Origin of the sequence: Variovorax sp. CF313 (assembly GCF_000282635.1) — a bacterium.
In the GTDB taxonomy this organism is placed as follows: Bacteria; Pseudomonadota; Gammaproteobacteria; order Burkholderiales; family Burkholderiaceae_C; genus Variovorax.
Window position 1 is genome coordinate 1 of sequence record NZ_AKIW01000171.1, and the last position, 23,645, is coordinate 23,645.

The 23,645-nt window shown below is 67.1% G+C and carries 22 protein-coding genes and 2 tRNA genes; 2 read left to right on the forward strand and 22 right to left on the reverse strand.

The features are described 5' to 3' along the window. Positions 1-272: 272 nt before the first annotated feature. From PMI12_RS27585 to PMI12_RS27620, 8 genes are all read right to left on the reverse strand, one after another. On the reverse strand, positions 273-674 hold the full coding sequence (locus PMI12_RS27585) for a GreA/GreB family elongation factor (RefSeq protein ID WP_007839278.1): 402 nt from the start codon (positions 672-674) through the stop codon (positions 273-275). 390 nt (positions 675-1,064) lie between these two features. Then, positions 1,065-1,140, reverse strand: a tRNA-Asn gene (locus PMI12_RS27590). A gap of 152 nt (positions 1,141-1,292) precedes the next feature. Further along, a tRNA-Asn gene (locus tag PMI12_RS27595) sits at positions 1,293-1,368 on the reverse strand. Positions 1,369-1,418: 50 nt separating this feature from the next. Further along, complete coding sequence (locus PMI12_RS27600; RefSeq protein ID WP_007839280.1) at positions 1,419-3,566, reverse strand: TonB-dependent siderophore receptor; 2,148 nt, start codon at positions 3,564-3,566, stop codon at positions 1,419-1,421. A gap of 5 nt (positions 3,567-3,571) precedes the next feature. Next, the gene (gene thiE / locus PMI12_RS27605) at positions 3,572-4,507 is read right to left on the reverse strand and encodes a thiamine phosphate synthase (RefSeq protein WP_007839281.1); all 936 of its coding nucleotides are present in this window, start codon (positions 4,505-4,507) and stop codon (positions 3,572-3,574) included. Next, positions 4,504-5,313 carry a thiazole synthase gene (locus PMI12_RS27610; protein ID WP_007839284.1) on the reverse strand — a complete coding sequence of 270 codons (810 nt, stop codon included), beginning with the start codon at positions 5,311-5,313 and terminating at the stop codon, positions 4,504-4,506. The genes thiE and PMI12_RS27610 overlap by 4 nt, the downstream gene beginning before the upstream one ends. Before the next feature lie 18 nt (positions 5,314-5,331). Next, complete coding sequence (thiS, locus tag PMI12_RS27615) at positions 5,332-5,535, reverse strand: sulfur carrier protein ThiS (protein ID WP_007839285.1); 204 nt, start codon at positions 5,533-5,535, stop codon at positions 5,332-5,334. Continuing rightward, a complete protein-coding gene (locus PMI12_RS27620) occupies positions 5,532-6,623 on the reverse strand; it encodes an FAD-dependent oxidoreductase (RefSeq protein WP_007839289.1) in 1,092 nt (363 codons plus the stop codon). The genes thiS and PMI12_RS27620 overlap by 4 nt, the downstream gene beginning before the upstream one ends. 134 nt (positions 6,624-6,757) lie before the next feature. Between PMI12_RS27620 and thiD the strand changes: the two genes are divergently transcribed. Then, entirely contained in the window at positions 6,758-7,606 is an 849-nt protein-coding gene (gene thiD, locus PMI12_RS27625; RefSeq protein WP_042674627.1) for a bifunctional hydroxymethylpyrimidine kinase/phosphomethylpyrimidine kinase, read from the forward strand. On the opposite strand, the gene PMI12_RS27630 is transcribed toward thiD, so the two are convergent. Next, positions 7,551-8,888 carry a purine-cytosine permease family protein gene (locus tag PMI12_RS27630; RefSeq protein WP_007839291.1) on the reverse strand — a complete coding sequence of 446 codons (1,338 nt, stop codon included), beginning with the start codon at positions 8,886-8,888 and terminating at the stop codon, positions 7,551-7,553. The two genes, thiD and PMI12_RS27630, sit on opposite strands and share 56 nt — an antisense overlap. A 364-nt stretch (positions 8,889-9,252) precedes the next feature. Next, a complete protein-coding gene (locus PMI12_RS27635) occupies positions 9,253-9,987 on the reverse strand; it encodes a TetR/AcrR family transcriptional regulator (RefSeq protein WP_007839292.1) in 735 nt (244 codons plus the stop codon). A 113-nt stretch (positions 9,988-10,100) separates the two neighbouring features. Here PMI12_RS27635 and PMI12_RS27640 point away from each other — a divergent pair, with 113 nt between their 5' ends. Next, positions 10,101-11,405: an aspartate aminotransferase family protein gene (locus PMI12_RS27640; protein ID WP_007839293.1), complete on the forward strand. Its 1,305-nt coding sequence runs from the start codon at positions 10,101-10,103 to the stop codon at positions 11,403-11,405. Here PMI12_RS27640 and PMI12_RS27645 read toward each other — a convergent pair. The 12 genes from PMI12_RS27645 to gsiB form a co-directional block, all read right to left on the reverse strand. Beyond that, complete coding sequence (locus tag PMI12_RS27645; RefSeq protein ID WP_007839294.1) at positions 11,365-12,417, reverse strand: NAD(P)/FAD-dependent oxidoreductase; 1,053 nt, start codon at positions 12,415-12,417, stop codon at positions 11,365-11,367. The genes PMI12_RS27640 and PMI12_RS27645 overlap by 41 nt on opposite strands. A 2-nt stretch (positions 12,418-12,419) precedes the next feature. Beyond that, complete coding sequence (gene fdxA, locus PMI12_RS27650; RefSeq protein WP_007839295.1) at positions 12,420-12,749, reverse strand: ferredoxin FdxA; 330 nt, start codon at positions 12,747-12,749, stop codon at positions 12,420-12,422. Positions 12,750-12,790: 41 nt separating this feature from the next. Next, positions 12,791-14,131: a sulfate adenylyltransferase subunit 1 gene (locus tag PMI12_RS27655; RefSeq protein ID WP_007839297.1), complete on the reverse strand. Its 1,341-nt coding sequence runs from the start codon at positions 14,129-14,131 to the stop codon at positions 12,791-12,793. Then, positions 14,131-15,084 carry a sulfate adenylyltransferase subunit CysD gene (cysD, locus tag PMI12_RS27660; protein WP_007839298.1) on the reverse strand — a complete coding sequence of 318 codons (954 nt, stop codon included), beginning with the start codon at positions 15,082-15,084 and terminating at the stop codon, positions 14,131-14,133. Before cysD ends, PMI12_RS27655 begins: the two co-directional genes overlap by 1 nt. Positions 15,085-15,127: 43 nt before the next feature. Then, positions 15,128-15,748 (reverse strand): phosphoadenosine phosphosulfate reductase domain-containing protein, encoded by a 621-nt coding sequence (locus PMI12_RS27665; RefSeq protein WP_007839299.1) that lies wholly within the window; start codon positions 15,746-15,748, stop codon positions 15,128-15,130. A gap of 20 nt (positions 15,749-15,768) precedes the next feature. Then, the gene (locus PMI12_RS27670; RefSeq protein WP_007839303.1) at positions 15,769-16,164 is read right to left on the reverse strand and encodes a DUF934 domain-containing protein; all 396 of its coding nucleotides are present in this window, start codon (positions 16,162-16,164) and stop codon (positions 15,769-15,771) included. Further along, positions 16,161-17,939, reverse strand: coding sequence for a nitrite/sulfite reductase (locus PMI12_RS27675; protein WP_007839304.1), 1,779 nt, complete (start codon positions 17,937-17,939; stop codon positions 16,161-16,163). Before PMI12_RS27675 ends, PMI12_RS27670 begins: the two co-directional genes overlap by 4 nt. 268 nt (positions 17,940-18,207) lie before the next feature. Next, positions 18,208-19,026, reverse strand: coding sequence for a M55 family metallopeptidase (locus tag PMI12_RS27680; protein WP_007839305.1), 819 nt, complete (start codon positions 19,024-19,026; stop codon positions 18,208-18,210). A gap of 16 nt (positions 19,027-19,042) precedes the next feature. Next, the gene (locus tag PMI12_RS27685; RefSeq protein WP_007839306.1) at positions 19,043-20,101 is read right to left on the reverse strand and encodes a P1 family peptidase; all 1,059 of its coding nucleotides are present in this window, start codon (positions 20,099-20,101) and stop codon (positions 19,043-19,045) included. A gap of 14 nt (positions 20,102-20,115) precedes the next feature. After that, positions 20,116-21,036, reverse strand: a complete 921-nt coding sequence (gene gsiD, locus PMI12_RS27690) for a glutathione ABC transporter permease GsiD (protein ID WP_007839307.1) — start codon at positions 21,034-21,036, stop codon at positions 20,116-20,118. 10 nt (positions 21,037-21,046) lie between these two features. Further along, complete coding sequence (gene gsiC / locus PMI12_RS27695) at positions 21,047-21,967, reverse strand: glutathione ABC transporter permease GsiC (RefSeq protein ID WP_007839308.1); 921 nt, start codon at positions 21,965-21,967, stop codon at positions 21,047-21,049. A 79-nt stretch (positions 21,968-22,046) separates the two neighbouring features. Then, the gene (gene gsiB / locus PMI12_RS27700; RefSeq protein ID WP_007839310.1) at positions 22,047-23,600 is read right to left on the reverse strand and encodes a glutathione ABC transporter substrate-binding protein GsiB; all 1,554 of its coding nucleotides are present in this window, start codon (positions 23,598-23,600) and stop codon (positions 22,047-22,049) included. Positions 23,601-23,645 lie beyond the last annotated feature (45 nt).

Genomic DNA, 23,645 nt, shown 5'->3' on the forward strand with positions numbered 1-23,645 from the left:
CGACTGGCTGCCCATCTGCATATCCATGGTCTGGCAACCTGAAAGGGCCAGCAGGCCGGTGAGTGCGCTTGCGAGAGAGAGTTTGAAAAAAGCCATGTTCGATCTGTCGAGTGAGAAGAAGGATGCTGCGCCCGTGGCAGGCGTCACTCGTCAGGACCGAAGTTGGAATTGCCATGGCCTGTACGGCCTCCCGATTCGACGCGCCGCCGGCGGCCGCGCGACGATACGACCCCGGCACTACGGCGCGCCAGTGCCGAAAGTCACGAGCGACCTCAGCGCGTGTAGTCGCCGCTGGCCTCCGGCTGGAACAGCACCGCGACCACGTGCGCGGCGCCTTCCGCGCCATTGGGCATCTGCCAGCGGGCAAGCGTGCCCGTCTTCATGCCCAGCAGGCCGATGCCGACGGGCGACAGTACCGAGACGAAGCCTGCGCCCGGCTGCGCGTCACCGGGGTAGCAGAGGGTGATCTTCTGGCGCTGCCGCGTGACGGGGTCTTCGACCTCCACCTGGGAGTTCATCGTCACGATGTCCCCCGGGACCTCGCGCGAGGGCAGCACGTCCGCCGCATCGAGGAGTTCGGCGAGCACGGGCGGAAGCTGGTGGTCCGTCAGTTTGCCGAGGCGGACGAAGTCGAGTTCGGTGAGCGTGCGCTCCCCGTGAATGGTTGCAAGCATGAAGCACTCCAGTTGATTGCGGCGCCGTTCTGGATGGAAGAACGAACGGCGTCGCTGCCGCGCGGCGGGTGCCCGGCGGTCAATGGTTCGCGCATCAGGAAGAAGGGTAGCGGACCGCCGGGCTCAGGAAAGTGCGCGGGTGCGTCGCAAGATCGCCGTGGTCGCCGCAAGGGCAGCACCCGTGCGGCGGCCAGCCACTGCCTGGGGCAGGGCTGCGCGTGCAGGGTGTTTGCGGAACACGGACAAGGGGACCATGCGCCCGAGTGTAGGACGTGCCGCGAGGCCATCAAGCAATGGCCTCACCTGCCTTGCCGTTAAGCATGTACCGGCAAAGAAAAAGCCCGCTGTCCAAAAAGACAGCGGGCTTTCCAGAGGCCTTGCGGCTTGTGGTGGCTCCTCGACCTGGGCTCGAACCAGGGACCTACGGATTAACAGTCCGGCGCTCTACCGACTGAGCTATCGAGGAACAAGCCTTAAATTATATGCAATGGATTTGCCGATCTCGCCGGCCATCCCCGATTTTTTGCGTGACGCCGAGCACCCGGCGCGACAGTGCAAATGAAAATGCCCCGCTACCTTGTGAGTAGCGGGGCATCCAGAGGCCTTGCGGCTTTGTAGTGGCTCCTCGACCTGGGCTCGAACCAGGGACCTACGGATTAACAGTCCGGCGCTCTACCGACTGAGCTATCGAGGAACAAGCCTTAGATTATAGCGTGATTTTTGACGGTGCTTGCCCGGCCGCGTTCAAAGCGCAACACTTACCCCGAGGCGCAGCGTGCGCGGCGCCCCGGGGAACAGGTAGACGTGGCTGAACTGATAGGGCGATTCCTTCCAGTAGCGGCGATCGAACAGGTTATCGACGGCCAGCGTCCAGCTGGTGTTCACGCCCCGTACCTTGGTGTCGTAGCGCAGCACCGCATCGACGCGGGTCCACGAAGGCAACGTGACCGAGCCGTCGGGCAACACGTTGCGGCGGCCTTCGTACGAAAGCTGCCCCGCGACTTCGAGGCCCGGCACCGATGCGACGCGGTACGCGGCCTGCGCCCGCAGCACCTCCTTGGGCACGTTGGTCGGCGACTCTCCATTGAGCGCCGGATTCGCGGTGCTCCCGCGCCGCTTGGCATCGATCACCGCGATGCTGCCGCCGATGCGCCACGGACCCTGGCTCCATTGCGCGCCGGCCTCCAGGCCGCGATGCACCGCGCGCCCGTCGTTGCGCACTTCGCAGTAGGCGCCGCACAGGTCGAGGTTGGTCATCGGCCGCGAGATGTCGAACCACGCGACCTGCCAGCTGAATGCTTCGCTGCCGCCCTTCAGGCCCAGTTCCCATTGGCGCGAGGTCAACGCGGGTAGCGCCTGCCCCGCATTGCTGTACTGCGAGATCCTGTTCGGCACGACCTGCGATTCGACGCCTTTGCCCCAGCTCGCATAGGCCAGCAGCCCCGGCTGGATGGCGTAGCTCGCCGCGATCCACGGCGTGGTCACGTCCTGCTTGTAGCCGGTCGGGCTCGAGCCATCGTTGCCGATGCTGCTGCGATCGAGCCGCGTGTGGCGCACGCCGAGCCAGGTGGTGAAGCGGTCATTCCAGCGTATCGCGTCCTGCACCGACAGCTCGGTCGAGCGTTCGTCGCGATTGGTCTGCGGCGTGTTGGCGTCGGGGCTCGGCGGCACGATGGCCGTGCCCCAGACGTTGCCGGTGCCCGCGTAGTTGTAGGCCTGGTTGTCGAAGCGGTTGCGCACGCGGCTCAGCAGCAGGCCGAAGCCGAGCTCATGCCGCACGCTGCCCGTCGTCACGTTGCCCTTGAGGTTGAGGCTGCCCGCGGTCTGCGTACGGCGCTCGTTCTCGCTGCGGAAGTCGTAGAAGTCGAAGGTGCCGTCGGAGCAGTAGCGGTCGTAGTTGCCTTCGGCGCCGCAGCCGAAGGCGTAGGCCAGCCGGTCGTCGCTCTTCAGGCGCTGCTGGCCGATCTGCGCGCTCCAGCGCCAGTCGGCGTTCAACGCCTGGCTGAATCGCACCGTGCCCGTCAGCGCCTTGAACACCGAGGGCTGCGACCACGGTTGGTTGTTGAGGTTGATGCGCGGATCGACCGGCGCAGGCAGCGCGCTGCCCAGCAGGCTGTAGCCGTTCTGGCTCGGCTGCGTCTTGCGGCTTTGCTCGATCTCGAACTCCAGCACCGAGTCGCGCGAGATGCGCCAGTCGGCCGCGAGCGAGAACAGGTTGCGGTTGCCGTCGAGGTTGTGCGTGAGCGGCTTGAGGTTTTCGCTCGCCACGTTGATCCGATAGCCGAACTGGCGGTCCGCGCCGAAGCGCCCGCCCAGGTCGATGGCGCCGAGCGTGCTGCCGCGGCTCGTGGTCTCGATTCGCACCGTGCGCAGGTCCTGTTCGGTGGGCCGCTTCACGACGTAGTTGACCAGCCCGCCCGGCGCGCTGGTGCCGGCCTGGATGCCGCTGGTGCCGCGCAGGATCTCGACGCGCTCCTTGTTGTCGAGCGGGATCGATGTCTCCGCGCTGATCGGCAGGCCCTCGCGCCGGTAGTTGAAGCGGTTGTCGAGCACGAAGCCGCGCACCGTGAGGTAGTCCCAGTAGCCCGCGGAGTTGTAGGCGTCGGTGACCGAGGCATCGAATTGCGTGAGGTCGGCGAGCCGGCGCGCGCCGCTGTCGCGCAACTGCTTGTCGTCGATCACCGTGGCCGAGAGCGGCAACTCGCGCAGCGGCACGTCGCCGAAGCCGCTGATGTCGGCTTGCGGTGCGGCGGCGCCTTCGGTGACTGTGACTTCGCGCAACGTGCCTTGTTGCGCATGCGCGCCGAAGGCAGTGGTGAAAAGAACGACGGCCAGTGCACGCGAAACGGGCGAGAGTGGCCAGCCAGGGGAGGAGGTGAGCTTGTGGTTCATTCTGTTCAGTTGCCCGCTGTGGCGCCTATGGCCGCCATCCATTGCGCGGCCGTGGCCTCGGGGTCTTCGGCCGCGACCAGCGCGCGTACCACGGCGACGGAGCCGACGCCGGTGGCCAGCACTTCGGGCAGTCGCACGGCATCGATGCCGCCGATGCCGACCTGTGGATAGCCGCGCAGCAGCCGTGCATAAGCGCCGAGCCGGGCCACGCCCTGCGGTGCGGTCGCCATCTTCTTGAGCGTGGTCGGGTACACCGCGCCCATGGCGATGTAGCTCGGGCTCACCCTGTCGGCGCGGACCATCTCGGCGTAGCCATGCGTGCTGACACCCAGGCGAAGACCCGAGGCGCGCAGTTGCGCCAGCTCGTCGGGCGAGAGCGCGTCGAGGTCTTCCTGGCCGAGGTGGATGCCGTAGGCGCCGGCCGCGATGGCGACCTGCCAGTGGTCGTTGATGAAGAGCAGGGCGCCGGTACCTTGCACCGCTTCGACGGCCGCCTGCACTTCATGTTCGACGGCCGCTGCGTCATCGGACTTGAAGCGCAACTGCACCGTCGGTACGCCAGCGCGCGCCATGCGGCCGACCCATTGCGCATCGGGCAGCACGGCATACAGGCCGAGCCGTTCGGGGCAGGGCGGGAACGCGTCGCCGCGCCCGGCCGGTGGAAACGGCCGCATGCCGAAATCTTCGGGTGCGGCGGGCCACAGCACGGCGTCGAAGCTGCCCAGGCGCTGCGTCTGGGCGCGCCACGCATGGGCCAGGCATTCGGCATCGATCTCGATGAAGCCGAGAGCGGTGCAGGCCTGCTTGGCGCCGCGGTAGACGGGGTCGTCGGAAGAGAAGCTGGGCGCGGCCACGGGCGCGGAGGTGATGGCGCCAAAGCGCAACCCGTGGGCCGCGACGATGGCGTGCGCGATGGCGCGGGCGTCGGTCGCGGCGGTCATGGTGCGTGATGCCAGAAGGGCGTGCCGAGCACAGGCGTGCTGGGCTGTGCTGCGTCTTGTGCGGCCATGGCGCCGGCACGGTATGCGGTGCGGCCGGCCTGCACCGCGTCGGCGAAAGCACCGGCCATCGCGACCGGGTCCTGCGCCAGCGCAACGGCGGTGTTGAGCAGCACGCCGTCGTACCCCCACTCCATCACCTGGCAGGCATGCGAGGGCAGCCCCAGGCCCGCGTCGACCAGCATCGGCACCTTCAGGCGGTCGCGCAGCACCTGCAGCGCGTAGGGGTTGATCGGCCCGCGGCCGGTACCGATGGGCGCAGCCCAGGGCATCACGGCCTGGCAACCGACGTCGACCAGCCGCTGGCACAGCACGAGGTCTTCGGTGCAGTAGGGCAGCACCTTGAAGCCGTCGCGGATCAGCTGCGACGCGGCATCGACGAGGTTCAGCGTGTCGGGCTGCAGCGTGTAGTCGTCGCCGATCAGCTCGAGCTTGATCCACGGCGTGTCGAACAGCTCGCGCGCCATCTGCGCGGTGGCGATCACCTCCTGCACGCTGTGGCAGCCGGCGGTGTTGGGCAGCACCGGCACCGCGAGTTTGCGCAGCAGCTCCCAGAAACCGTTGCCGAGCTCGCTATTGCCCGAGCCCTGGCTGGCGGTCTGGCGGCGCAGCGAGGCGGTCAGCATCGCGGGCCTTGCGCGTTTCACCGCGGCTTCGAGCAGGTCGGGCGAGGGGTAGCGCGCGGTGCCCAGCAGCAGGCGGCTCTGGAAGGTCTCGCCGTAGAGCACCAAGGGGTCGTTCGTTGTCATGTTCTTTGTCTCCATCATTCAGCCGCCGGTCACGGGGCGGATCACTTCGATGCGGTCGTCGGGTTGGAGCGTGCGCGCGGCGTATGCCGAGCGCGGCACGAACTCGCGGTTCACGGCCACCGCGAAAGGCGGCGTGGCGTTCAATGCCGCCAGAGCGTCGGTCAGACTGGCGTGGTCCGGCAGCGTGAAGGGCTTGTCGTTGATCAGGATGTTCATCGTCATGTGTCGGAGGTCTCCATGCCGAAGCTCCTTGCGAGGACCGAGTGGCCATGCGCAAGCAGTTCCATCGCGGCGTCGAGCAGGGCGGGCGCGATCATGAAACCGTGGCGGTACAGGCCGTTGATCTGCAGCATGCGCGGCTGCGGCTGGCGAATGGCGGGCAGGTTGTCGGGCAGCGTAGGGCGGCACTGCGTGGCGATCTCGACGATGCGCGCCTCGGCGAAGCCGCTGTGCACGGCATAGGCGGCGCTCAGCAGTTCGAGCGTGGAGCGAACGCTGGCGGGCGACATGTCGTCCGATTCGATCTCGGTCGCGCCGATCACGAACAGCTTGCCGGGCTTGGGTGCGATGTAGAGCGGGTAGCGCGGATGCACGAGGCGGGTGGGGCGCTTCAGGCTCACCTCGGGTGCGTGCACGCGGATCACCTCGCCACGCACGCCGCGCAGCGCGTTCCATTGGGGCTTGGCGCCGAGACCGCGGCAGTCGATCAACCAGTCGGGCTGGCCCGTGGCACCGGGCGAAAAGTCCGAGGGTGCGCGCGGCGATTGCCAGTGCAGCGTGACGCGCGGGCTGGCCTGCAGCGTGGCGAGCAACGAAGCCAGCAACGCGCGGTTGTCGAGCTGGCCTTCGCCCGGCAGGAACAGGCCCTGCGCGAAACGCTGGCCCAGTGAAGGCTCGAGCGCGGCAATCGCTTGCGCGTCGAGTGTCTGCATCGGCGCGAGCTCAGGCACCTGCGTGCCGGTGTTCGCAAGCACGCGCGCAAGCCGTGTGGCTTCGGCGGCGTCCTGCCGATGCCAGAGCACCAGCGTGCCTTCGCGCTGGAAGAACACGGGCTGAGCGAGCGAGGCAAGCAGTTCGGGCCAGCGCGACAGCGCATGCTGCCCCATGCGCACGACCGACACAGGTGCCACGGCCGATTCGGCCAACGGGGCGAGCATCGCCGCAGCCACGCGCGCGGCGGCGCCTTCGGCATCGGGACTGCCGGCTTCGAACAGATCGACCTTGCAGCCGGCCTGCGCGAGCGTCACCGCCAGCAGCCGGCCCATGAGGCCTGCGCCGAGGATGGCAGCCGATTGAAAAGGAAGGCTCATGGTCTTGCTCCTTCCCCCTCTGGGGGAAGGCTGGGATGGGGGCAGGCAGAGCGCCCAATGGATACGCCGCGTGCCCCCACCCCGGCCCTCCCCCGGAAGGGGAGGGAGAAGAAGAGTCGCCGATAATTTTCGGCATGACCTCCGCACCCACCCAGCGCTACGCACGCGTGCTCTCCATCGCCGGCTCCGACAGCGGCGGCGGCGCCGGCATCCAGGCCGACCTCAAGACCTTCGCGGCGCTCGGCTGCTACGGCATGACGGCCATCACCGCGCTCACCGCACAGAACACGCTCGGCGTCTCGGGCATCCACGGCGTGCCGCCCGATTTCCTCAAGGCGCAGATCCAGGCGGTGGTGGAAGACATCGGCGTCGATGCCGTCAAGCTCGGCATGCTGCATGCACCCGAGGTGGTCGAGGTGGTGGCCTGGGCCATCGACCGCTATCAATTGAAGAACGTGGTGCTCGACCCCGTGATGGTGGCCACCAGCGGCGACCGCCTGATCGCGGCCGAGACGGTGCAGGTGCTGGTGCGCGAACTGTTTCCGCGCGCCGTGGTCGTCACGCCCAACCTTGATGAAGCCGCCTTGCTGATCGGCCATGCCATCGATGGCGTCGATGCGCTCGACGGCGCCGCCGACGAACTGCTCGCGCTCGGTGCAAAGGCCGTGCTGCTCAAGGGCGGCCATCTGCCGGGCGAAGACGTGGTCGACGTGCTGCTGCAAGCCGGCGGCGAGCGCAAGCGGCTGGCCTCCCGGCGCATTGCCAGCCGCAACCTGCATGGCACGGGGTGCACGCTGTCTTCCGCCATCGCCGCGCATCTTGCATTGGGCGCGGCGCTGCCCGAGGCGGTCGAACAGGCGCGTGCCTACATCCTCGGCGCGATGGCCGCCGGTGCGAACGTGAAGGTCGGTGCGGGTCATGGCCCCCTCAACCACGGCTTTGCGCCAGTGCCGACGCACCGTTTGCCGGTGAAGGCCGGCTGAGCCAGGCGAGAACAAAAGTCGCCGCCAGCGTGGGCAGCGCAGAGCCGAACTGCGGCGCCCACCTGGCCAGCGCGTGGTACGCCGCGATGCCCGCGATCCAGATCAGCGCCGCGCCGAAATCGATCTGCCGCGTGCCGGCCGGCGACACCGACTGGCCGCCGCCCAGCCGCCCGATGATCACGCCGTAGAGCGGCACGAACACCGAGCTCAACAGCAGCAGGAAGGGCTCCAGCGTGTGCATTGGCAGCACCAGAGCCAATGCGATGCACAGCGCGGCCAGCAGCAGGCCCCAGCGTTTCACGCTCCATCGCGGCAGCAGGCTGTGCGTGGAGACCGAGCCCGAATAGACATCGCCATACGCGTTGTCGAGTTCATCGATCAGGATCAGCCCCAGCGCCACCAGCCCGCCCTGTGCCAGCAGCAGCGCGGTGACCAGACCCGTGCCGGGCTCGGCCACGCTCACCACCATCACGCCCAGTGCGTAGCACCAGATGTTGGCGAGCGCATAGCCGATCCAGGTGCCGCTGAAGGCGCTGCCCAGGCCGCCCTTGCCGGTCGCACTGCGCCGGCCGTGCCGCGCGTAATCGGCCACCAGCGGCAGCCACGAGACCGGCATCGCGATCACGAGGTCGAGCGCGCCGAACATGCCCATCGTGCCGTCACCCGGGCGTGCCCAGAAGGCGTCCAGGCCCTTGGCCTGTAGCCGCGTCGCGAATTGCCATGTGAGCCAGATCAGCGACAGCATCACCAGCGGCAGGCCGAAGCGGCTCACGAAGCGCCGCACCAGCTTGACCATCGACCCTGCAAGCAGCGCCAGCAGCACCGCGCCCCAGAGCAGCGTGGTCAGCACGCCGCCCCAGGCGGTGCCGAGCGAAGGGCCGACCACCGACTGGCCGATGGCCTGCGTGCCTTCGCGCATGACGACGAGTTCGAAAGTGGTCCAGCCCACCAGCTGCACGATGTTGAGCAGCACCGGCAGCCGCGCGAAGGCGCTGCCGTAGGTGGCGTGCATCAGGCCGGCGCTGGCTAGGCCGCTCTCGCAGCCCAGCCGCGCGGTCCAGGCCAGCAGGCCGGCGCCGACGCAGGAGCCGAGCACGATGGCAATGGCCGCGTCGCGCGTGCCCACGGCCGGCACCAGGTAGGCGCCGATCTGCATCACCAGCAGGCCCACGCCGAGGCTGAACCAGAGCGAGGCGTGGTCGTGCCAGCCGAACACGCGCTGGGATGCGGGCAGCGGCGTCAGCGCTTCGTTGGCGCCGGTAGCGGTGTCATCGTTTGCCATCCATTTGCTCCAGTGCAAAAGGTTTGGCAGGTGGGCGAGGCCCGAGCGGCGCAGCCGTCACGCGAGAGAACGTGAGAGGCCACCGGACCAGCTTCCCTGCGCGAGGATTGCCTCGAGCCCGCGTCGTCGGAAACGATGCGGACCCCCGGTGAAACCACCGGACAGGTTCAAAGGGACTTTCTCAGCCGGACGGCAAGCCGCCCAGCACCCCTAGCAATTGCACCGTGGCGAGCCGCGGCGCAGGGCGGAGTTTATCCGCTGCGGGGAAGCCCGCGACGACGGGCGTGCCATTCCAGGGGGTAAACCCGCAGAAGCGCCGGTCGATGCCACCGCCATCGTTGAGGCGCTGCGCGAACCGCGGGGCCTACGCCGCCTCGATCCGCCGCGCGGAGGCCTCGAGCCCGTCGATGGTGATCTGGATGTGCCGCTCGAAGCTGCCGTCGAGCGGCACCGCCGTGCCGTTGTCCCATCGCACGATGAACGCCTTGTTGGCCAGCAGCGGCAGGTTGCGCGTGAGCACCGGATGGTCGAGCGGGCGGATCGTGTGCACGCGCTCGCGCAACTCCTCGGCCCAGGCTTGCGTGTTGTCGGCGGGCAGGGGCGAGAACTCCATCGTGAGGAATCCCAGCATCGCCGCGATCACGCAGTTGTAGGCCTCCAGCAGCGGTTCGCCCTCGAAGCCGGCTTCGGTCAGCGCGGCCAGCACGCCCTCGACCAACGCCATCGGCAGGCTGCCGTTCGACACCAGTTGCGCGCCCAGCAGCTGCGCCACGTTCGGATGGCGGCGCACGGCGGCGCGGCAGCGCCGGAACAGTTCGGCGATCCAGTCCTTCCAGGCCAGCTTGCCGGGCGGCGGCGCGACTTCGGCCATGACGATGGCCGCCACTTCGGCCAGCAGCGCCTCGCGCGTGCTTACGTGCCAGTGCACCGTGGCCGGGTAGACATCGAGCCGCGCCGCAACCTCGCGCATGCTGAAGGCGCCGAGGCCGAATTCGTCGATCTGCGCCAGTGCCTCCTCGGCGATGCGTTGCTTCGTCAGGCCGCCACCGCCGGCGGGGCGGCCGGCGGTGCGGGGCTTGGGTGGCGATTTCTTCGTCATGGCTGCAGCCATTGTGCTGCAGCTTGGTTGACTGTATAAACAATATTAATTGATCATTGATCAATTAAATTCGCTGCAAGAGGCGAGCGCCTCGCCATCCGAAGGACATAGCCATGACCCATGCCGCCACCGACCGCGCCCTTGCAGGGGCGCACCAGCGCTTCACCGACAGCAACCCGGCCAGCCGCAGCCAGTTCGAGGAACAGGCGCGCTACATGCCCGGTGCCAATAGCCGCTCGGTGCTGTTCTATGCGCCGTTTCCGCTCACCATTGCCCGGGGCGAAGGCGCGGCGCTGTGGGATGCCGACGGCCACCGCTATGCCGACTTCATCGCCGAGTACACGGCAGGCGTCTATGGCCATTCGGCGCCCGAGATACGCGACGCCGTCGTCGAGGCGATGCAAAGCGGCATCAACCTTACGGGCCACAACCTGCTCGAAGGCCGGCTCGCAAGGCTCATCTGCGAGCGCTTTCCGCAGATCGAGCAGCTGCGCTTCACCAACTCGGGAACCGAAGCGAACCTGATGGCGTTGACGGCGGCTCTGCATTTCACGGGACGCCGCAAGATCGTGGTGTTCTCGGGCGGCTACCACGGCGGCGTACTGGGTTTCGGCGCCAGGCCGTTGCCGACCACCGTGCCGTTCGACTTCCTGGTGCTGCCCTACAACGACACGCAGGCAGCGCGCGAGCAGATCGAAAGGCACGGCACCGAGATCGCCGCTGTTCTGGCCGAGCCGATGCAGGGGGCGAGCGGCTGTATTCCGGGGCGTCTCGACTTCCTGCAGGCATTGCGCGAGTCGGCCACGCGCGTCGGCGCATTGCTGGTCTTCGACGAGGTGATGACCTCGCGCCTCGCGCCGCACGGACTGGCGAACAGGCTGGGCATCCGGTCGGACCTGACCACGCTGGGCAAGTACATCGGCGGCGGCATGTCCTTCGGCGCCTTCGGCGGGCGGGCCGACGTGATGGCGCTGTTCGACCCGCGCACCGGGCCGCTCTCGCATTCGGGCACCTTCAACAACAACGTGATGACGATGGCGGCCGGCCATGCCGGGCTTACGAAGCTGTTCACGCCCCAGGCGGCCGCCGCGCTGGCCGGGCGCGGCGAGGCGATGCGCGCGCGGCTCAATGCGTTGTGCGCGGCGGAGGATGTGGCCATGCAGTTCACCGGCGTGGGGTCGCTGATGAACGCGCATTTCCTGCGCGGCGAGGTGCGCCGCGTGGACGACCTGGCGGCGGTCGACGGACGGCTCCGGCAGCTGCTGTTCTTCCACCTGCTGGAGCAGGGCATCTATGCCTCGCCGCGCGGCTTTGTCGTGCTGTCGCTGCCCTTGACCGATGCGGACATCGACCGCTACGTTGCCGCCATCGGCAGCTTCATCGGCGAGTACCGCGCGCTGTTGCCTCGCGGGCAGTAGCCACGCCCAGCAGCTCGTGCAGCCGCGTGCTGGTGGTCGTGTACTGCAGCGGCACGGCTTTGCCCGGAAAGACGATGGCCGTGGCGCCCCAGGCCGCCAGCGTGGCTTCGTGGAAGCCGCAGACGATGAGTTTTTTCTTGCCCGGGTAGGTGTTGATGTCGCCTACCGCGAACACGCCGCGCTCGCGGGTTTCGTACTTCTCGGTGTCGACGGGCACCTGCTTGCGCTCGAGTTCCAGGCCCCAGTCGGCGATGGGGCCGAGGCGCGGGGAGATGCCCAGGCAGGCGATCAGCGCGTCGAGCGGCAGATCGACGGTCGTTGCATCGGGCGTGGTGAGCTGCAGTTGCTTGCCGTCGAATGCGGTCGGTTGGCCGACCTGGAAGGCCAGCTTGCCCGCGGCCACGAGGGCTCGCATTGAGGCAACGGTGGTTTCGTCGGCCTGGAAGCCATCGCGGCGGTGGACCAGCGTGACCTGCTTCGCAACGGCCGTGAGCGCGATGGCGGTTTCGAGCGCGATGTCGTCACCGCCGTTGACCACCACGGTCTGGCCGCCAAAGCGCTCCAGCGAATCGGGGTGATAGAAAAGCGATGCGCCCTCGAATTGCGCAATGCCCTCGATGGCGATGCGCTTGGGCACGAAGGCCCCCACGCCGGCCGCGATGAACACTGTCTTGGCCAGGAAAGCGCTGCCCGCCGAGGTGGTCAGCAGCAGCCGTTCGTCGGCCTGCCTTTCGAGCGTGGCCACCTGCTCGCCGAAATGGAATTGGGGCTTGAAGGGCGCAATCTGCTCCAGCAGCGATTGCGCGAGGCCGCGGCCGCTGGTGACCGGCGTGCCGGGAATGTCGTAGATCGGCTTGTTGCCGTAGAGCGCCACGCACTGGCCGCCTGCGGCGGGCAGCGCATCGACGATGTGGCAGGAGATCTCGAGCAGGCCGAGCTGGAAGGCCTGGAACAGCCCGACCGGACCGGCGCCGATGATGAGGGCGTCGGTTTCGATCGGGGCGGCTTGCATGCTCAGCGCACCAGCTCCCCGACCTTGTCGGTCTTGTCTTTCCACTCTTCAGCGTCAGGCAGCGCCGGCTTGCGCTTGGTGATGCTCTTCCAGCCGTCGGCCAGGGCCAGCTCGGCGTTGATCTTGATGAAGGCGATCTGGTTGGCCGGCAGATCTTCCTCGGCGTAGATCGCGTTGACCGGGCACTCGGGGATGCAGACCGCGCAGTCGATGCACTCGTCCGGATCGATCACCAGCATGTTGGGACCTTCGCGGAAGCAGTCGACGGGGCAAACGTCCACGCAGTCGGTGTATTTGCAGCGGATGCAGGCTTCGGAGACGACGTGGGTCATTTGTCTTTTAACGTCAGTTTGATCGGGGAAAACCCCTGATTTTAGGCCCTTGCGGCGGCAGGCTGCACGAGCACGGCAGCAGCGGTCTTGTGGGAGGCGGTATCGACCAGCACCAGCGAGCCCAGTGCACGCGATTGCGTGAAGGGCAGCACGGCCAGCGGCTGCTGCAGCGCGAGCACCACGTCGCCGATGGCATTGGCTTCCAGCTGCGTTGCCGGCTCCGATTCGAGCGTCGTGATGTTCACGCGATCGACGATGCGCGCCACCTTGGCCTTGACCCAGCGGTGGCCCTGCAGCGCCCAGTACACACGGCCCGCGACCAGCGGCTCGTCGTCGAGCCAGGCCACGGTGGCCGTGATCTCGCGCACCGGCTCGAAGGCCTCGGGCGCCAGCAGCCAGTCGCCACGCGACACGTCGACCTCGCGGTCGAGCACGATGCCGGCGCTGTGGCCCGCATGCACCGACTTCGGCTGGCGCGTATGGCTCAGCACCTGCGCGACCGTGGCGGTCTGGTTGCTCGGCAGCACGGTCACGCGCTGTCCGGGTTCCACATGGCCCGAGGCGACGCGGCCCCAGAACACGCGGCGGCCTTGCGAGGTGTCGGCGGAGGCCGAGAACTTCTCGACCCACTGCACCGGAAAGGCGAAAGGCACGGCCTCGTCCTGCACCGTCACGGGCAGTTCCTCGAGCAACTCCAGCAGGCTCGGACCTTCGTAGCCGACCCAGTCGGCATGGCGCGTGGCCACGTTCCAGCCCTTGAGCGCGGAGATCGGCACGATGGCCGCGACCTGCACGCCGGCCGCTTCGGCAAAAGCGTTCAGCGCGGCCGAGATGCGCTCGAAGGCGAGTCCGGCGTCGTCGATGGCGTCGAGCTTGTTGACCGCGAACACGATCGACTGAACGCGCAGCAGGTGGCACAGCAGCGAGTGGCGGCGCGTCTGCGGCAGCAGCTCGCGCTTGACGACCGTGCCGTCTTCGACCTCGGCGGCCCAGGCCAGCTTGGTCGCATCGACCAGCACCACGGCGGCGTCGGCGGCCGAGGCGGCCGTGACCATGTTGCGCGTGTACTGCTCATGGCCCGGCGCGTCGCCGATGATGAACTTGCGCTTGGCGGTCGAGAAGTAGCGGTAGGCCACGTCGATCGTGATGCCCTGTTCGCGCTCGGCCGAGAGGCCGTCGGTCAGGAGGGCGAGGTCGGTCTCGCCGCCGCGCTGCACGCCGGCGAGCTGGTCCTGCAGCACGGTCTTGCTGTCGACCAGCAGGCGGCCGATGAGTGTGCTCTTGCCATCGTCGACCGAGCCGCAGGTGATGAAGCGCAGAGCGGTGCCGGTGTCGCCGTGAGCGGCGAGTTCTTGGGGGGAGGCTGTCGTCGTCGCGCTCATCAGAAGTAACCGTCTTTCTTGCGTTTTTCCATAGATGCTTCGGAGGTCATGTCGTCCATCCGGGTGGCGCCGCGTTCGCTCACGTCGACCGACAGTGTTTCGAGCACCACGTCGCCCGCATCGGCCGCGAGGCTCTCGACCGGGCAGGTGGTCGTGATGTCGCCCACGGTGCGGAAGCGCACGTCGCGCACCTGCACGGTTTCGCCGTCGCGCGCCGGGGTCAGCCCGGTCACCGGCACCAGCAGGCCGCGGCGCTCGACCACTTCACGCTTGTGCGTGTAGTAGATCGACGGCAGGCCGACGTGTTCGCGCTCGATGTATTGCCACACATCGAGCTCGGTCCAGTTCGAGATCGGGAACACGCGGAAGTGCTCGCCGGGAGCGAGGCGCGTGTTGAACAGCGTCCACAGCTCGGGGCGCTGGTCCTTGGGCTGCCATTGGCCGAAGGAGTCGCGGTGCGAAAAGATGCGCTCCTTGGCGCGGGCCTTTTCCTCGTCGCGACGGGCGCCGCCGATCAGCGCGTCGAAGCGGAACTCCTCGATGGCTTCGAGCAGCGTCACCGACTGGTGCGCATTGCGCGATTCGCCGGGGTGCGCGAGGCGCACGGTGCCGCGCTTCATCGAGTCTTCGACGCTGCGCACGATCAGTTCGGCGCCCAGCTCCTTCGCGCGCTGGTCGCGGTAGTCGGTCACTTCGGGGAAGTTGTGGCCGGTGTCGATCATCAGCAGCGGATAGGGAATGCGGCCGGCGCCAAAGGCCTTTTCCGCGCACTTCAGCAGCACCAGCGAATCCTTGCCGCCCGAGAACAGCAGGGTGGGCCGCTCGAAGGCGGCCGCGACCTCGCGCAGGATGAAGACGGTTTCTTCTTCGAGTGCATCGAGGTGCGTGTTGGACAGGCGCGCGGGAGAGTGCATGGGCGGCTGCAGCAGTTCGGTTTCGGTACGGGCGTTCATCGGAGGGGATGCTGGATGCGGTGAATCGGTGAGACCTTGGCTCTCAGTGCGCAAGATGCAATCCGCACTCGCGGTTGTCTTCGCCCTTGGTCGGGTCCACGTAATCGAAGTTGTTCGGCAGGCCATGCGCCTCGCAGTACTCGTACAGCTCCTTGGACGACCAGTGCAGCAGCGGCGCGACCTTGATGAGGCCGTCCGGATTGACGCTGACCGGGTCCATCTGCGCACGCACGGCCGTATCGGTGGCCCGCAGCGCGGTGAACCAGACCTTGGGTGCCGTCTCGCGCAGCGCGCGGGCAAAGGGCTCGAGCTTCACTTCTTCCGTGAAGGCGGCATGGCGCGGATCGTCGAGCGCCGGCGTCGGGCCTTCCACCGCTTCGCGATGCGCACGCGAGCGGCGCGGCAGGTAGATGTGCAGGTCCAGGCCCAGTTGCTTCGTCACCTCGTCGGCAAAGCGGTAGGTGGCCTCGGTGTTGTAGCCGTTGTCCATCCAGACCACGGGAACATCCCGCTTGGCGCGCGTGACCATGTGCAGGATCACCGCCTCGAACGGGCGGAAGTTGGTGGTGACGATGGTGGGCTGCCCCAGGCCGATCGCCCAGTCCACCAGGCCCTCGGCGTTGCGGCCGAGTTCGGCGTTGATTTTGGTGAGGTCCATGCTCATGGCTGAAGGTCTCTCGGGGTTCAGGCGCCGGCCACGAAGTGCGGCGCGGTCTTCACCGCATCGCCCTGGTAGAACGCGGCGAAGCGGTCGAACTGGCGCTGCGCGTCGGAGGCGTCCACGCCTTCCTTGAGCACGGCGCTGGAGAAGCCGGTGCGTTCCATCTGCACCAGCTGGTCGATCAGCACGTCGCCGGTGGCGCGGATGTCGCCCTTGAAGCCCAGGCGGCGGCGCAGCAGGAAGGCCTGGCTGTAGGCGCGGCCGTCGGTGAACTTCGGAAAGTTCAGGTCGATGCGCTCGATGTCTTCCAGGCACACCTCGATGGCGAGCGGGTCTGCATCGTTCGGCAACTGCAGCACTTTCGGGTCGCCGTCGTCCACATGTTCTTCGGCGGCCAGGATGTTCAGGTTCTTCTTCATGCTGCTTCCTCCACCTTGAAACGCGCACCGTTGGCCGCGGCCTTGAACGGGTCATGGCCCACACGGCGCAGCGTGTCGATGAAGTTCTCGCCGCTCTCGCGGGTGTCGCGGTACGCGGTGAGCACGGCCTCGATCACGCCCGGCACTTCGGCCGCCGAGAACGAGGGGCCGACCGCCTTGCCGGCCTGCGGCGTACCGCTGAGCGCGGAGCCGTCGGAGCCGCCGAGGGTGACCTGGTACCACTCCTTGCCGTCCTTGTCGACGCCCAGGATGCCGATGTGGCCGCTGTGGTGGTGGCCGCACGAGTTGATGCAGCCGCTGATGTGCAGGTCGATCTCGCCCAGGTCGTCGAGCTCGTCGAGGTCCTGATAGCGCTCGGTGATCGCTTCGGCGATGGGAATGGAGCGCGCATTGGCCAGCGCGCAGAAGTCGCCGCCGGGGCAGGCGATCATGTCGGTCAGCAGGTGCACGTTGGCGCTGGCAAAGCCGGCAGCGCGGGCGGCAAGCCACAGCGCATGCAGGTCTTCGGCATGCACCCAGGGCAGCACGACGTTCTGGTCGTGCGTCACGCGGGCTTCGCCGGCCGAGAAGCGGTCGGCCAATTGCGCGAGCGTGTCGAGCTGGTCGGCCGAGGCATCGCCGGGCGCCTGCTTCAGGCGCTTGAACGACAGCGTCACGGCGCGCAGCGCGGGGTTCTTGTGTGGCGCCACGTTGCGCGCCAGCCAGCGGGCGAACATGACGTCGTCGGCGGCCTGGGCGCGCAGCTCGGCGTCGGTCTTCTCGGCGCTTTGCAGCACGCGGGTGGCGAGCGTCGGCGGCACGAAGGATGCGGCCACGCGGTCGTACTCTTCCTGCGTGATGGTGTGCGGCGCGCCGTCGTGCTCGAGGATCTGCTTGTACTCGGCGTCGACGTCGTCGATGTAGCGCTGGCCCTCGGCCTTCACCAGGATCTTGATGCGCGCCTTGTAGATGTTGTCGCGGCGGCCATAGCGGTTGTACACACGAATCACCGCTTCGAGGTAATTCATGATCTGCTGCCACGGCAGGAACTCGCGCAGCACGGTGCCGATGATGGGGGTGCGGCCCATGCCGCCGCCCACCTGCACGCGGAAGCCGATTTCGCCGGCCTCGTTCTTCACGATGTGCAGGCCCACGTCATGCCAGCCGGTCGCGGCGCGGTCTTCGGTGGCGCCGGTGATGGCGATCTTGAACTTGCGCGGCAGGAACGCGAACTCGGGGTGCAGCGTGCTCCACTGCCGCATGATTTCCGCGAACGGACGCGGATCGGCGATTTCGTCGACGGCGATGCCGGCGCGCTCGTCGCTCGTGATGTTGCGGATGCAGTTGCCGCTGGTCTGGATGCCGTGCATGTCGACCGAAGCCAGCAGGTCCATCACGTCGGCCGACTTGGCGAGCGGAATCCAGTTGTACTGGACGTTCTGGCGCGTCGAGAAATGGGCGTAGTGGGTCGGGAGCTTGTGGCTGCCGAGCAGGCCCTGCGTCTCGACGGCCTTTTTGTAGACCTCGGCTTCGGGCTCGTCGTACTCCCGGGCGATGCGGGCCAGCACGCGGATCTGGCGGCTGGAGAGCTCGCCGTAAGGCACGGCCACGCGCAGCATCGGTGCGTAGCGCTGGACATACCAGCCGTTTTGCAGCCGAAGGGGGCGGAACTCGTCCTCGTGAAGACGGCCTTTTTGCCAGCGCTCGAGCTGGTCTCGGAATTGGGCGGCTCGTTGATGAACGAACTGTCGGTCGAATTCTGTGTATTGGTACATCGTGCGTGTGTCTTGAAGTGCAGTGCGTCCATCGCCCCAGCAAGAAGCCGAGATTCTGAAAGCCGGCCTTATGGAAACAAACTATTTTTTGGTTCGCGCCTTATGCGGATAAGCTTATTCCCCAGCATCCATGCGGGTTGCGGGACGGTTGGATGCTTATTCCGGATAAGGGCGCGGGTGCCCTGCATGGGCAAGGATAAGCCCCGCGGCGAGGCCGGGATGTCCCCGGGCCTGTTTTCCTGTTCGCCCTGGAAGAGGGCGTAATGCTTTAGCGCAGCATCGACGACATGGCCGAGCAGCAATTCAGCATGCGCACCGCGGCTTCGACCGTCTCGGCGGTGAAACGAAGCGTGACGCCGTCCACGCGCTCGAAAGCCGGCCACTGGCAGAACAGGTCGGCCAGCGCGGGCGACTGGGCGCGCAGCGTCACGGTCTGCGGGCCCTCGAAGACGAGCGGCTTCGCCCGGGAGCGGGCGGCCAGTGCTTCTTCCACGCCCGCGCGAATTGCTCGTCGGGATTGCTCGGGTGACAGCGATACGCCACTGTTGCACCCCGTGGCCTTCTTGGTTTCGACGAAGGTCGCGTGCGGAAAGAGCGGCCGGTTCTCGGCAATGAACACGTCGTCTCCACTGCCCATCACTACAGGCACGCCATATTCCCCGGCCAGCGCGCCGTAGAGCCCGGCTTCGCCCAACTCCTGCCCGCCGAGCGAGATGCTTGCAAAGGCAAAGCTGTTGATCGTGTGCGCCAGGATGCCGCGCCCCTGCGCGCGCGAGTGATAGCCCACCATGCAGACCGCGTCGACGCCTTCCTCGACCCCGGCCACCATGCTCAGGTAGCGCGGCTTGCCCTGCACCACGCGGGCGCGCGCGTCGAGCACGTCGGGCGGCATGTTGCGAAAGCCGCCGTGCGAGTCGTTCACCAGCACTTCGGTGGCACCCGCGTCGAAGGCACCGGCAATCGCCGCGTTGGCCTCCTGCGCCATCAACAGGCGCGCACGCTCGTACTCGGGGTTGCCCGCGCGCACTTGCTCGGAGTGATAGACGCCGGCGACGCCTTCGATGTCGGTGGAGATCAGGACTTTCATGGGCGGTGCGATCAGGTCAGGCTCGAGAAGAAAAGGTGGCCGCGGGCAGGAGTTCGCTCAGCGCGGCGCGGTGATTGCCGTCACGGCCGGTCACGGCCTCGGCGCGCCACAGCGCATGGATGATCGCCTGCTCGGTGCTGTCGGCCGCGGCCTGGAAGAGGCCGTCGAGCAGCCCGTCGTGCAGCATTGCCAGGACCGGCATCGGCCGCTCGACCTGGTCGGGCACGGTGTAGGCGGTGGAAAAAGCCAGCACGATGTCGCCGCTGCCGTGCCCGAAGACCGAGCCCGTGCGGGCCAGCCCCGCGCCCGCGCGCAGCGCGAGGCGGCGCAACTGGCGTGTATCGAGCGGCGCGTCGGTGGCGACGACGATGATGATCGAGCCCTTTTCAGGCTCCTTGCATTCGGCCGAGCCTTGCGTCGCCAATCGCTCGCCGACCGCATGCCCCGCCAGCACCAGTTGCGGCTGGCGCCCATAGTTCGCCAGCACCAGTGCGCCGACGGTGTGCACCGCGCTGTCGGGGGCCGAGACGCGGCGCGATGCGCTCCCGATGCCGCCCTTGAGCTGGAAGCTCGACATGCCGCGTCCCGCGCCGACCGAGCCTTGCGCGAAGTCGACGCCGGCGTTGCCGAGCGCACGCAGGTAGTCCGACTCGGTTACAGCCAGCCGTTGGATGTCGTTGAGGAAGCCGTCGTTGCACTCGAAGACCAGCGGGTTCACCGTCGGCAGCGACCGGCCGCTCTCGGGGTTCGCCGCAACGCAATGCCGGATCTGCGCCGTGGCCACCGTGCCGACCGAGAAGGTGTTGGTCAGCGCGATTGGCGTCTCGAGCACGCCGAGTTCGGCGAGTTGCACCAGCCCCACGCTCTTGCCGAAGCCGTTGAGCACCACGGCGGCCGCGGGCACCTTGTCGCGGAACGGGTCTCCCGCGTGGGGCCGGATCACCGTCACGCCGGTCTGCACGGCACCGTCGCTGAGCGTCTGGTGACCCACGGTGACGCCCGCGACGTCGGTGATTGCATTGCGCGCGCCCTGGAGCAGGTTGCCGATGAAGGGCAGGGAGGTCGTCGATGGCATGAAGAAAAAGCGAGCTACTGGCGGTCGATCTTCGGATCGAGCGCGTCGCGAAGCGCATCGCCGAGCAGGTTGAAGGCGAGCACGGTGAAGAAGATGGCCAGGCTGGGGAACAGCGCCACGTGCGGCGAGGTCACCATGTCGGCGCGGGCCTCGCTGAGCATCGCGCCCCATTCGGGCGTCGGCGGCTGCGCGCCCATGCCCAGGAAGGAGAGGCTGGCCGCCGTGATGATCGACGTGCCGACGCGCATCGAGAAATACACCACGATCGAGGAGATGGTGCCCGGCAGGATGTGCCGCACGATGATGGTCCAGTCGGATGCGCCGATGCTGCGCTCGGCCTCGATGTAGGTCTGCTGCTTGAGCACCAGCGTGTTGCCGCGCACGAGCCGCGCGAACGCCGGCACGCTGAACACCGACACGGCCACCACCACGTTGGTCATGCTGCTGCCCAGGATGGCGACCACGCCGAGCGCGAGAAGAATGCCGGGGAAGGCGAACAGCACGTCGGAGATGCGCATCACGATGCGGTCCCACCAGCCTTCGTAGTAGCCGGCCAGCAGGCCGAAGGCGGTGCCGATGATGCCGCCCAGCACCACCGACAGGAAGCCCGCCATCAGCGAGATGCGCGCGCCGGCCAGGATTCGGCTGAAGATGTCGCGCCCGAGTGGATCGACGCCGAACCAGTGCGCGGCCGAGGGGCCGGTGTTGAGCATGTCGTAGTCGAAGAAGTTCTCCGGATCGAAGGGCACGATCCAGGGTGCGAACACCGCGACGAACACCAGCAGCAGCACGAACACCGCGGCGACGATGCCCACAGGTTGCTTCTTGAAGCGGCGCCAGCATTCGCCCCAGGGCGTGCGGACCTTGCCCGCGGTTTGAACCGCCACCACGGGCGGAGTGATCGATTCGGCGGTCGCGCCGGTGGCTTGCGTCATGTCGGCTGCCTCACTTGTAGCGGATGGTGGGGTTGATGTAGCCGTAGAGCACGTCCACCACCAGGTTGATCAAAATGAATTCGAGCGAGAACAGCAGCACCAGCGTCTGGATCACGGGGTAGTCGCGCATCTGCACGGCATCGACCAGCAGGCGCCCGAGGCCCGGCCAGTTGAAGACGGCCTCGACCAGGATCGAGCCGCCCAGCAGGAAGCCGAACTGCAGGCCCATCATCGTGACCACCGGGATCAGCGCGTTGCGCAGCGTGTGCTTGAACACCACGCTGGATTCGTGCACGCCCTTGGCGCGCGCGGTGCGCACGAAGTCTTCCTGGATCACCTCGACGAAGGAGGCCCGCGTGAAGCGCGCCATCACGGCCGCCACGGCCGCGCCCAGCGTGATCGAGGGCAGGATGTAGTGCTTCCAGCTGCTGGCGCCCACCGTGGGCAGCCAGCCGAGCTGGACCGAGAAGATCTGCATCAGCAGCATGCCGAGTGCAAATGCGGGGAAAGAGATGCCCGACACCGCGAGCGTCATGCCCAGCCGGTCCGGCCATTTGTTGCGGTACACGGCAGACACGATGCCGATGCCCATGCCGAAGATCACCGCCCACACCATGCTGGTGATGGTCAGCATCACCGTCGGGAAGAAGCGTTCGCCGATCTCCGCCGACACCGGCCGCCGGGTGCGGATGGAGGTGCCGAAGTCGCCCTGCAGCATGTGGGAGAAGAAGTTCACGAACTGCTGCGGCAGCGGCTTGTCCAGCCCGAGCTCCGCGCGGACCATGGCCACGGTCTGCTCGTCGGCGTCCTGGCCGGCGGCAAGTCGCGCCGGGTCGCCGGGCAGCATGTGGACGAACAGGAACACCAGCACCGCCACGATGAGCAGCGTGGGGATCAGGCCCAACAGTCGTTTGAGGAAGTAATTCAGCATGGGGTGCGGTTGCCGCGGGCGGGCAATGGCGGCATGCCACCGCCCGCCGGGCAGTCAGTCAGGAAACTAGAAGCCGGGATCAGTTCGATACAGCGATCGCGTCGATGTTGATGTTGCCGTCAGGCATCACGAACACGCCCGAGAGACGCTTGGCGTGCGCCGACAGGTTCTGCTCGGTGACCAGAGGAATACGCGGCAGATCCTTCTGGAGCTGTTCCTGGGCGGCCTTGTAGAGCGCAGCCTTCTCCTTGTCGTCCACCGCGGCGAGGGCCTTGGCGATGTTGCCGTCGACCAGATCGTTCTTGTAGTACGCGTAGTTGGCGAGCTTCGGCGGCCAGGCTTCCGAGGCGAATAGCGGGCGCAGTGCCCAGTCGGCTTCCCCGGTGGAAGACGACCAGCCCACGTAGTACATGCGTACCTTGGCGGTCGCTGGGTCGGCCCAGGTTTCGACCCATTCGGTGCGCTGCCCCACTTCGAGCGCCTGCACCTGCAGCTTGATGCCCACCTGTGCGAGCTGCTGCTGCACGAACTGAATGACCTTCTGAGAAGTCGTGTTGTTGTAGTGGCTCCAGAGCACCGACTCGAAGCCGTTCGGATAGCCTGCTTCGGTCAGCAGTTGCTTTGCCTTCTTGACGTCATAGCCGATTGGCGCCATCTTTTCGGCGAACTTGACGCCCTGCGGCACAAAGCCCTGCGCCGGGAATGCGAAGCCGCTGAAGGCAACCTTGGCGAGCGCGTCCTTGTTGATGGCGTAGCCGATGGCCTCGCGCACCTTGGGGTTGTCGTATGGTTTCTGCAGCACGTTGAACGTGAGAAAGCGCGTGATGATCGAAGGCGAAGTCGTCACTTCGAGCTTGTCGCTCTTCTTCAGCAGCTCGGCCTGCTCATAGGGAATGGGAAACGCGAAGTCGGCCTCGCCGGTCTGCAGCATCGCGGCGCGCGTGTTGTTCTCGAGCACAGGCTTCCACGAGACGTTGTCGACCTTCGGGTAGCCCTTCTTCCAGTAGCCGTCGAACTTCTTGGCCTTGACGGCTTCGGTCTGCTTCCACTCGACGAATTCGAAGGGGCCGGTGCCCACGGGGTGGAAGGCGATGTCCTTGTTGCCCCACTTCTTCAGCGCGGTGGGCGAGATCATGGCGGCCGATGCGTGGGCCAGCGAGTTGATGAAGGGGCCGAAGGGCTCCTTCAGCGTGATTCGCACGGTGCTGGGGTTCACCGCTTCGACCTTGCCCACGCGGTTGAACTGGTTGTAGCGCAGCAGCTTGTTGTCCTGGTTGAGCACGCGGTCGAGCGTGACCTTGACGGCTTCGGCGTTGAAGTCGGTGCCGTCGTGGAACTTGACGCCGCTACGCAGCTTGATGGTGTAGACCAGGCCGTCTTTCGAGACGTCGTAGCTCTCGGCGAGCACGTTCTGCACCTTCAGGTCCTTGTCGAACTGGAACAGGCCTTCATAGAAGGTCTTGGTGACGGCGGTGGTCAGGGTGGTGTTGGTGTTGTAGGGGTCCAGCGTCTCGGGCTGCGCGGCGATCGACAGCACCACGTCTTTCGCGGCCAGTGCCGTGCCCGATGCGGCCAACGCGGCCAGGCCCAGCAATGCCGATGCCCATCGCAGAGAGGAAGAAGATTGCTTCATGGAAAGAACTCCAGTCGGTTCGAGGAAAAAAGCAGGAGGGCCTGC

Coding starts and splice junctions, on each gene's coding strand:
- PMI12_RS27585 (WP_007839278.1), bottom strand. CDS start 674: ATGCTTGCAACCATTCACGGGGAGCGCACGCTCACCGAACTCGACTTC.
- PMI12_RS27600 (WP_007839280.1), bottom strand. CDS start 3,566: ATGAACCACAAGCTCACCTCCTCCCCTGGCTGGCCACTCTCGCCCGTT.
- thiE (WP_007839281.1), bottom strand. CDS start 4,507: ATGACCGCCGCGACCGACGCCCGCGCCATCGCGCACGCCATCGTCGCG.
- PMI12_RS27610 (WP_007839284.1), bottom strand. CDS start 5,313: ATGACAACGAACGACCCCTTGGTGCTCTACGGCGAGACCTTCCAGAGC.
- thiS (WP_007839285.1), bottom strand. CDS start 5,535: ATGACGATGAACATCCTGATCAACGACAAGCCCTTCACGCTGCCGGAC.
- PMI12_RS27620 (WP_007839289.1), bottom strand. CDS start 6,623: ATGAGCCTTCCTTTTCAATCGGCTGCCATCCTCGGCGCAGGCCTCATG.
- thiD (WP_042674627.1), top strand. CDS start 6,758: ATGACCTCCGCACCCACCCAGCGCTACGCACGCGTGCTCTCCATCGCC.
- PMI12_RS27630 (WP_007839291.1), bottom strand. CDS start 8,888: ATGGCAAACGATGACACCGCTACCGGCGCCAACGAAGCGCTGACGCCG.
- PMI12_RS27635 (WP_007839292.1), bottom strand. CDS start 9,987: ATGACGAAGAAATCGCCACCCAAGCCCCGCACCGCCGGCCGCCCCGCC.
- PMI12_RS27640 (WP_007839293.1), top strand. CDS start 10,101: ATGACCCATGCCGCCACCGACCGCGCCCTTGCAGGGGCGCACCAGCGC.
- PMI12_RS27645 (WP_007839294.1), bottom strand. CDS start 12,417: ATGCAAGCCGCCCCGATCGAAACCGACGCCCTCATCATCGGCGCCGGT.
- fdxA (WP_007839295.1), bottom strand. CDS start 12,749: ATGACCCACGTCGTCTCCGAAGCCTGCATCCGCTGCAAATACACCGAC.
- PMI12_RS27655 (WP_007839297.1), bottom strand. CDS start 14,131: ATGAGCGCGACGACGACAGCCTCCCCCCAAGAACTCGCCGCTCACGGC.
- cysD (WP_007839298.1), bottom strand. CDS start 15,084: ATGAACGCCCGTACCGAAACCGAACTGCTGCAGCCGCCCATGCACTCT.
- PMI12_RS27665 (WP_007839299.1), bottom strand. CDS start 15,748: ATGAGCATGGACCTCACCAAAATCAACGCCGAACTCGGCCGCAACGCC.
- PMI12_RS27670 (WP_007839303.1), bottom strand. CDS start 16,164: ATGAAGAAGAACCTGAACATCCTGGCCGCCGAAGAACATGTGGACGAC.
- PMI12_RS27675 (WP_007839304.1), bottom strand. CDS start 17,939: ATGTACCAATACACAGAATTCGACCGACAGTTCGTTCATCAACGAGCC.
- PMI12_RS27680 (WP_007839305.1), bottom strand. CDS start 19,026: ATGAAAGTCCTGATCTCCACCGACATCGAAGGCGTCGCCGGCGTCTAT.
- PMI12_RS27685 (WP_007839306.1), bottom strand. CDS start 20,101: ATGCCATCGACGACCTCCCTGCCCTTCATCGGCAACCTGCTCCAGGGC.
- gsiD (WP_007839307.1), bottom strand. CDS start 21,036: ATGACGCAAGCCACCGGCGCGACCGCCGAATCGATCACTCCGCCCGTG.
- gsiC (WP_007839308.1), bottom strand. CDS start 21,967: ATGCTGAATTACTTCCTCAAACGACTGTTGGGCCTGATCCCCACGCTG.
- gsiB (WP_007839310.1), bottom strand. CDS start 23,600: ATGAAGCAATCTTCTTCCTCTCTGCGATGGGCATCGGCATTGCTGGGC.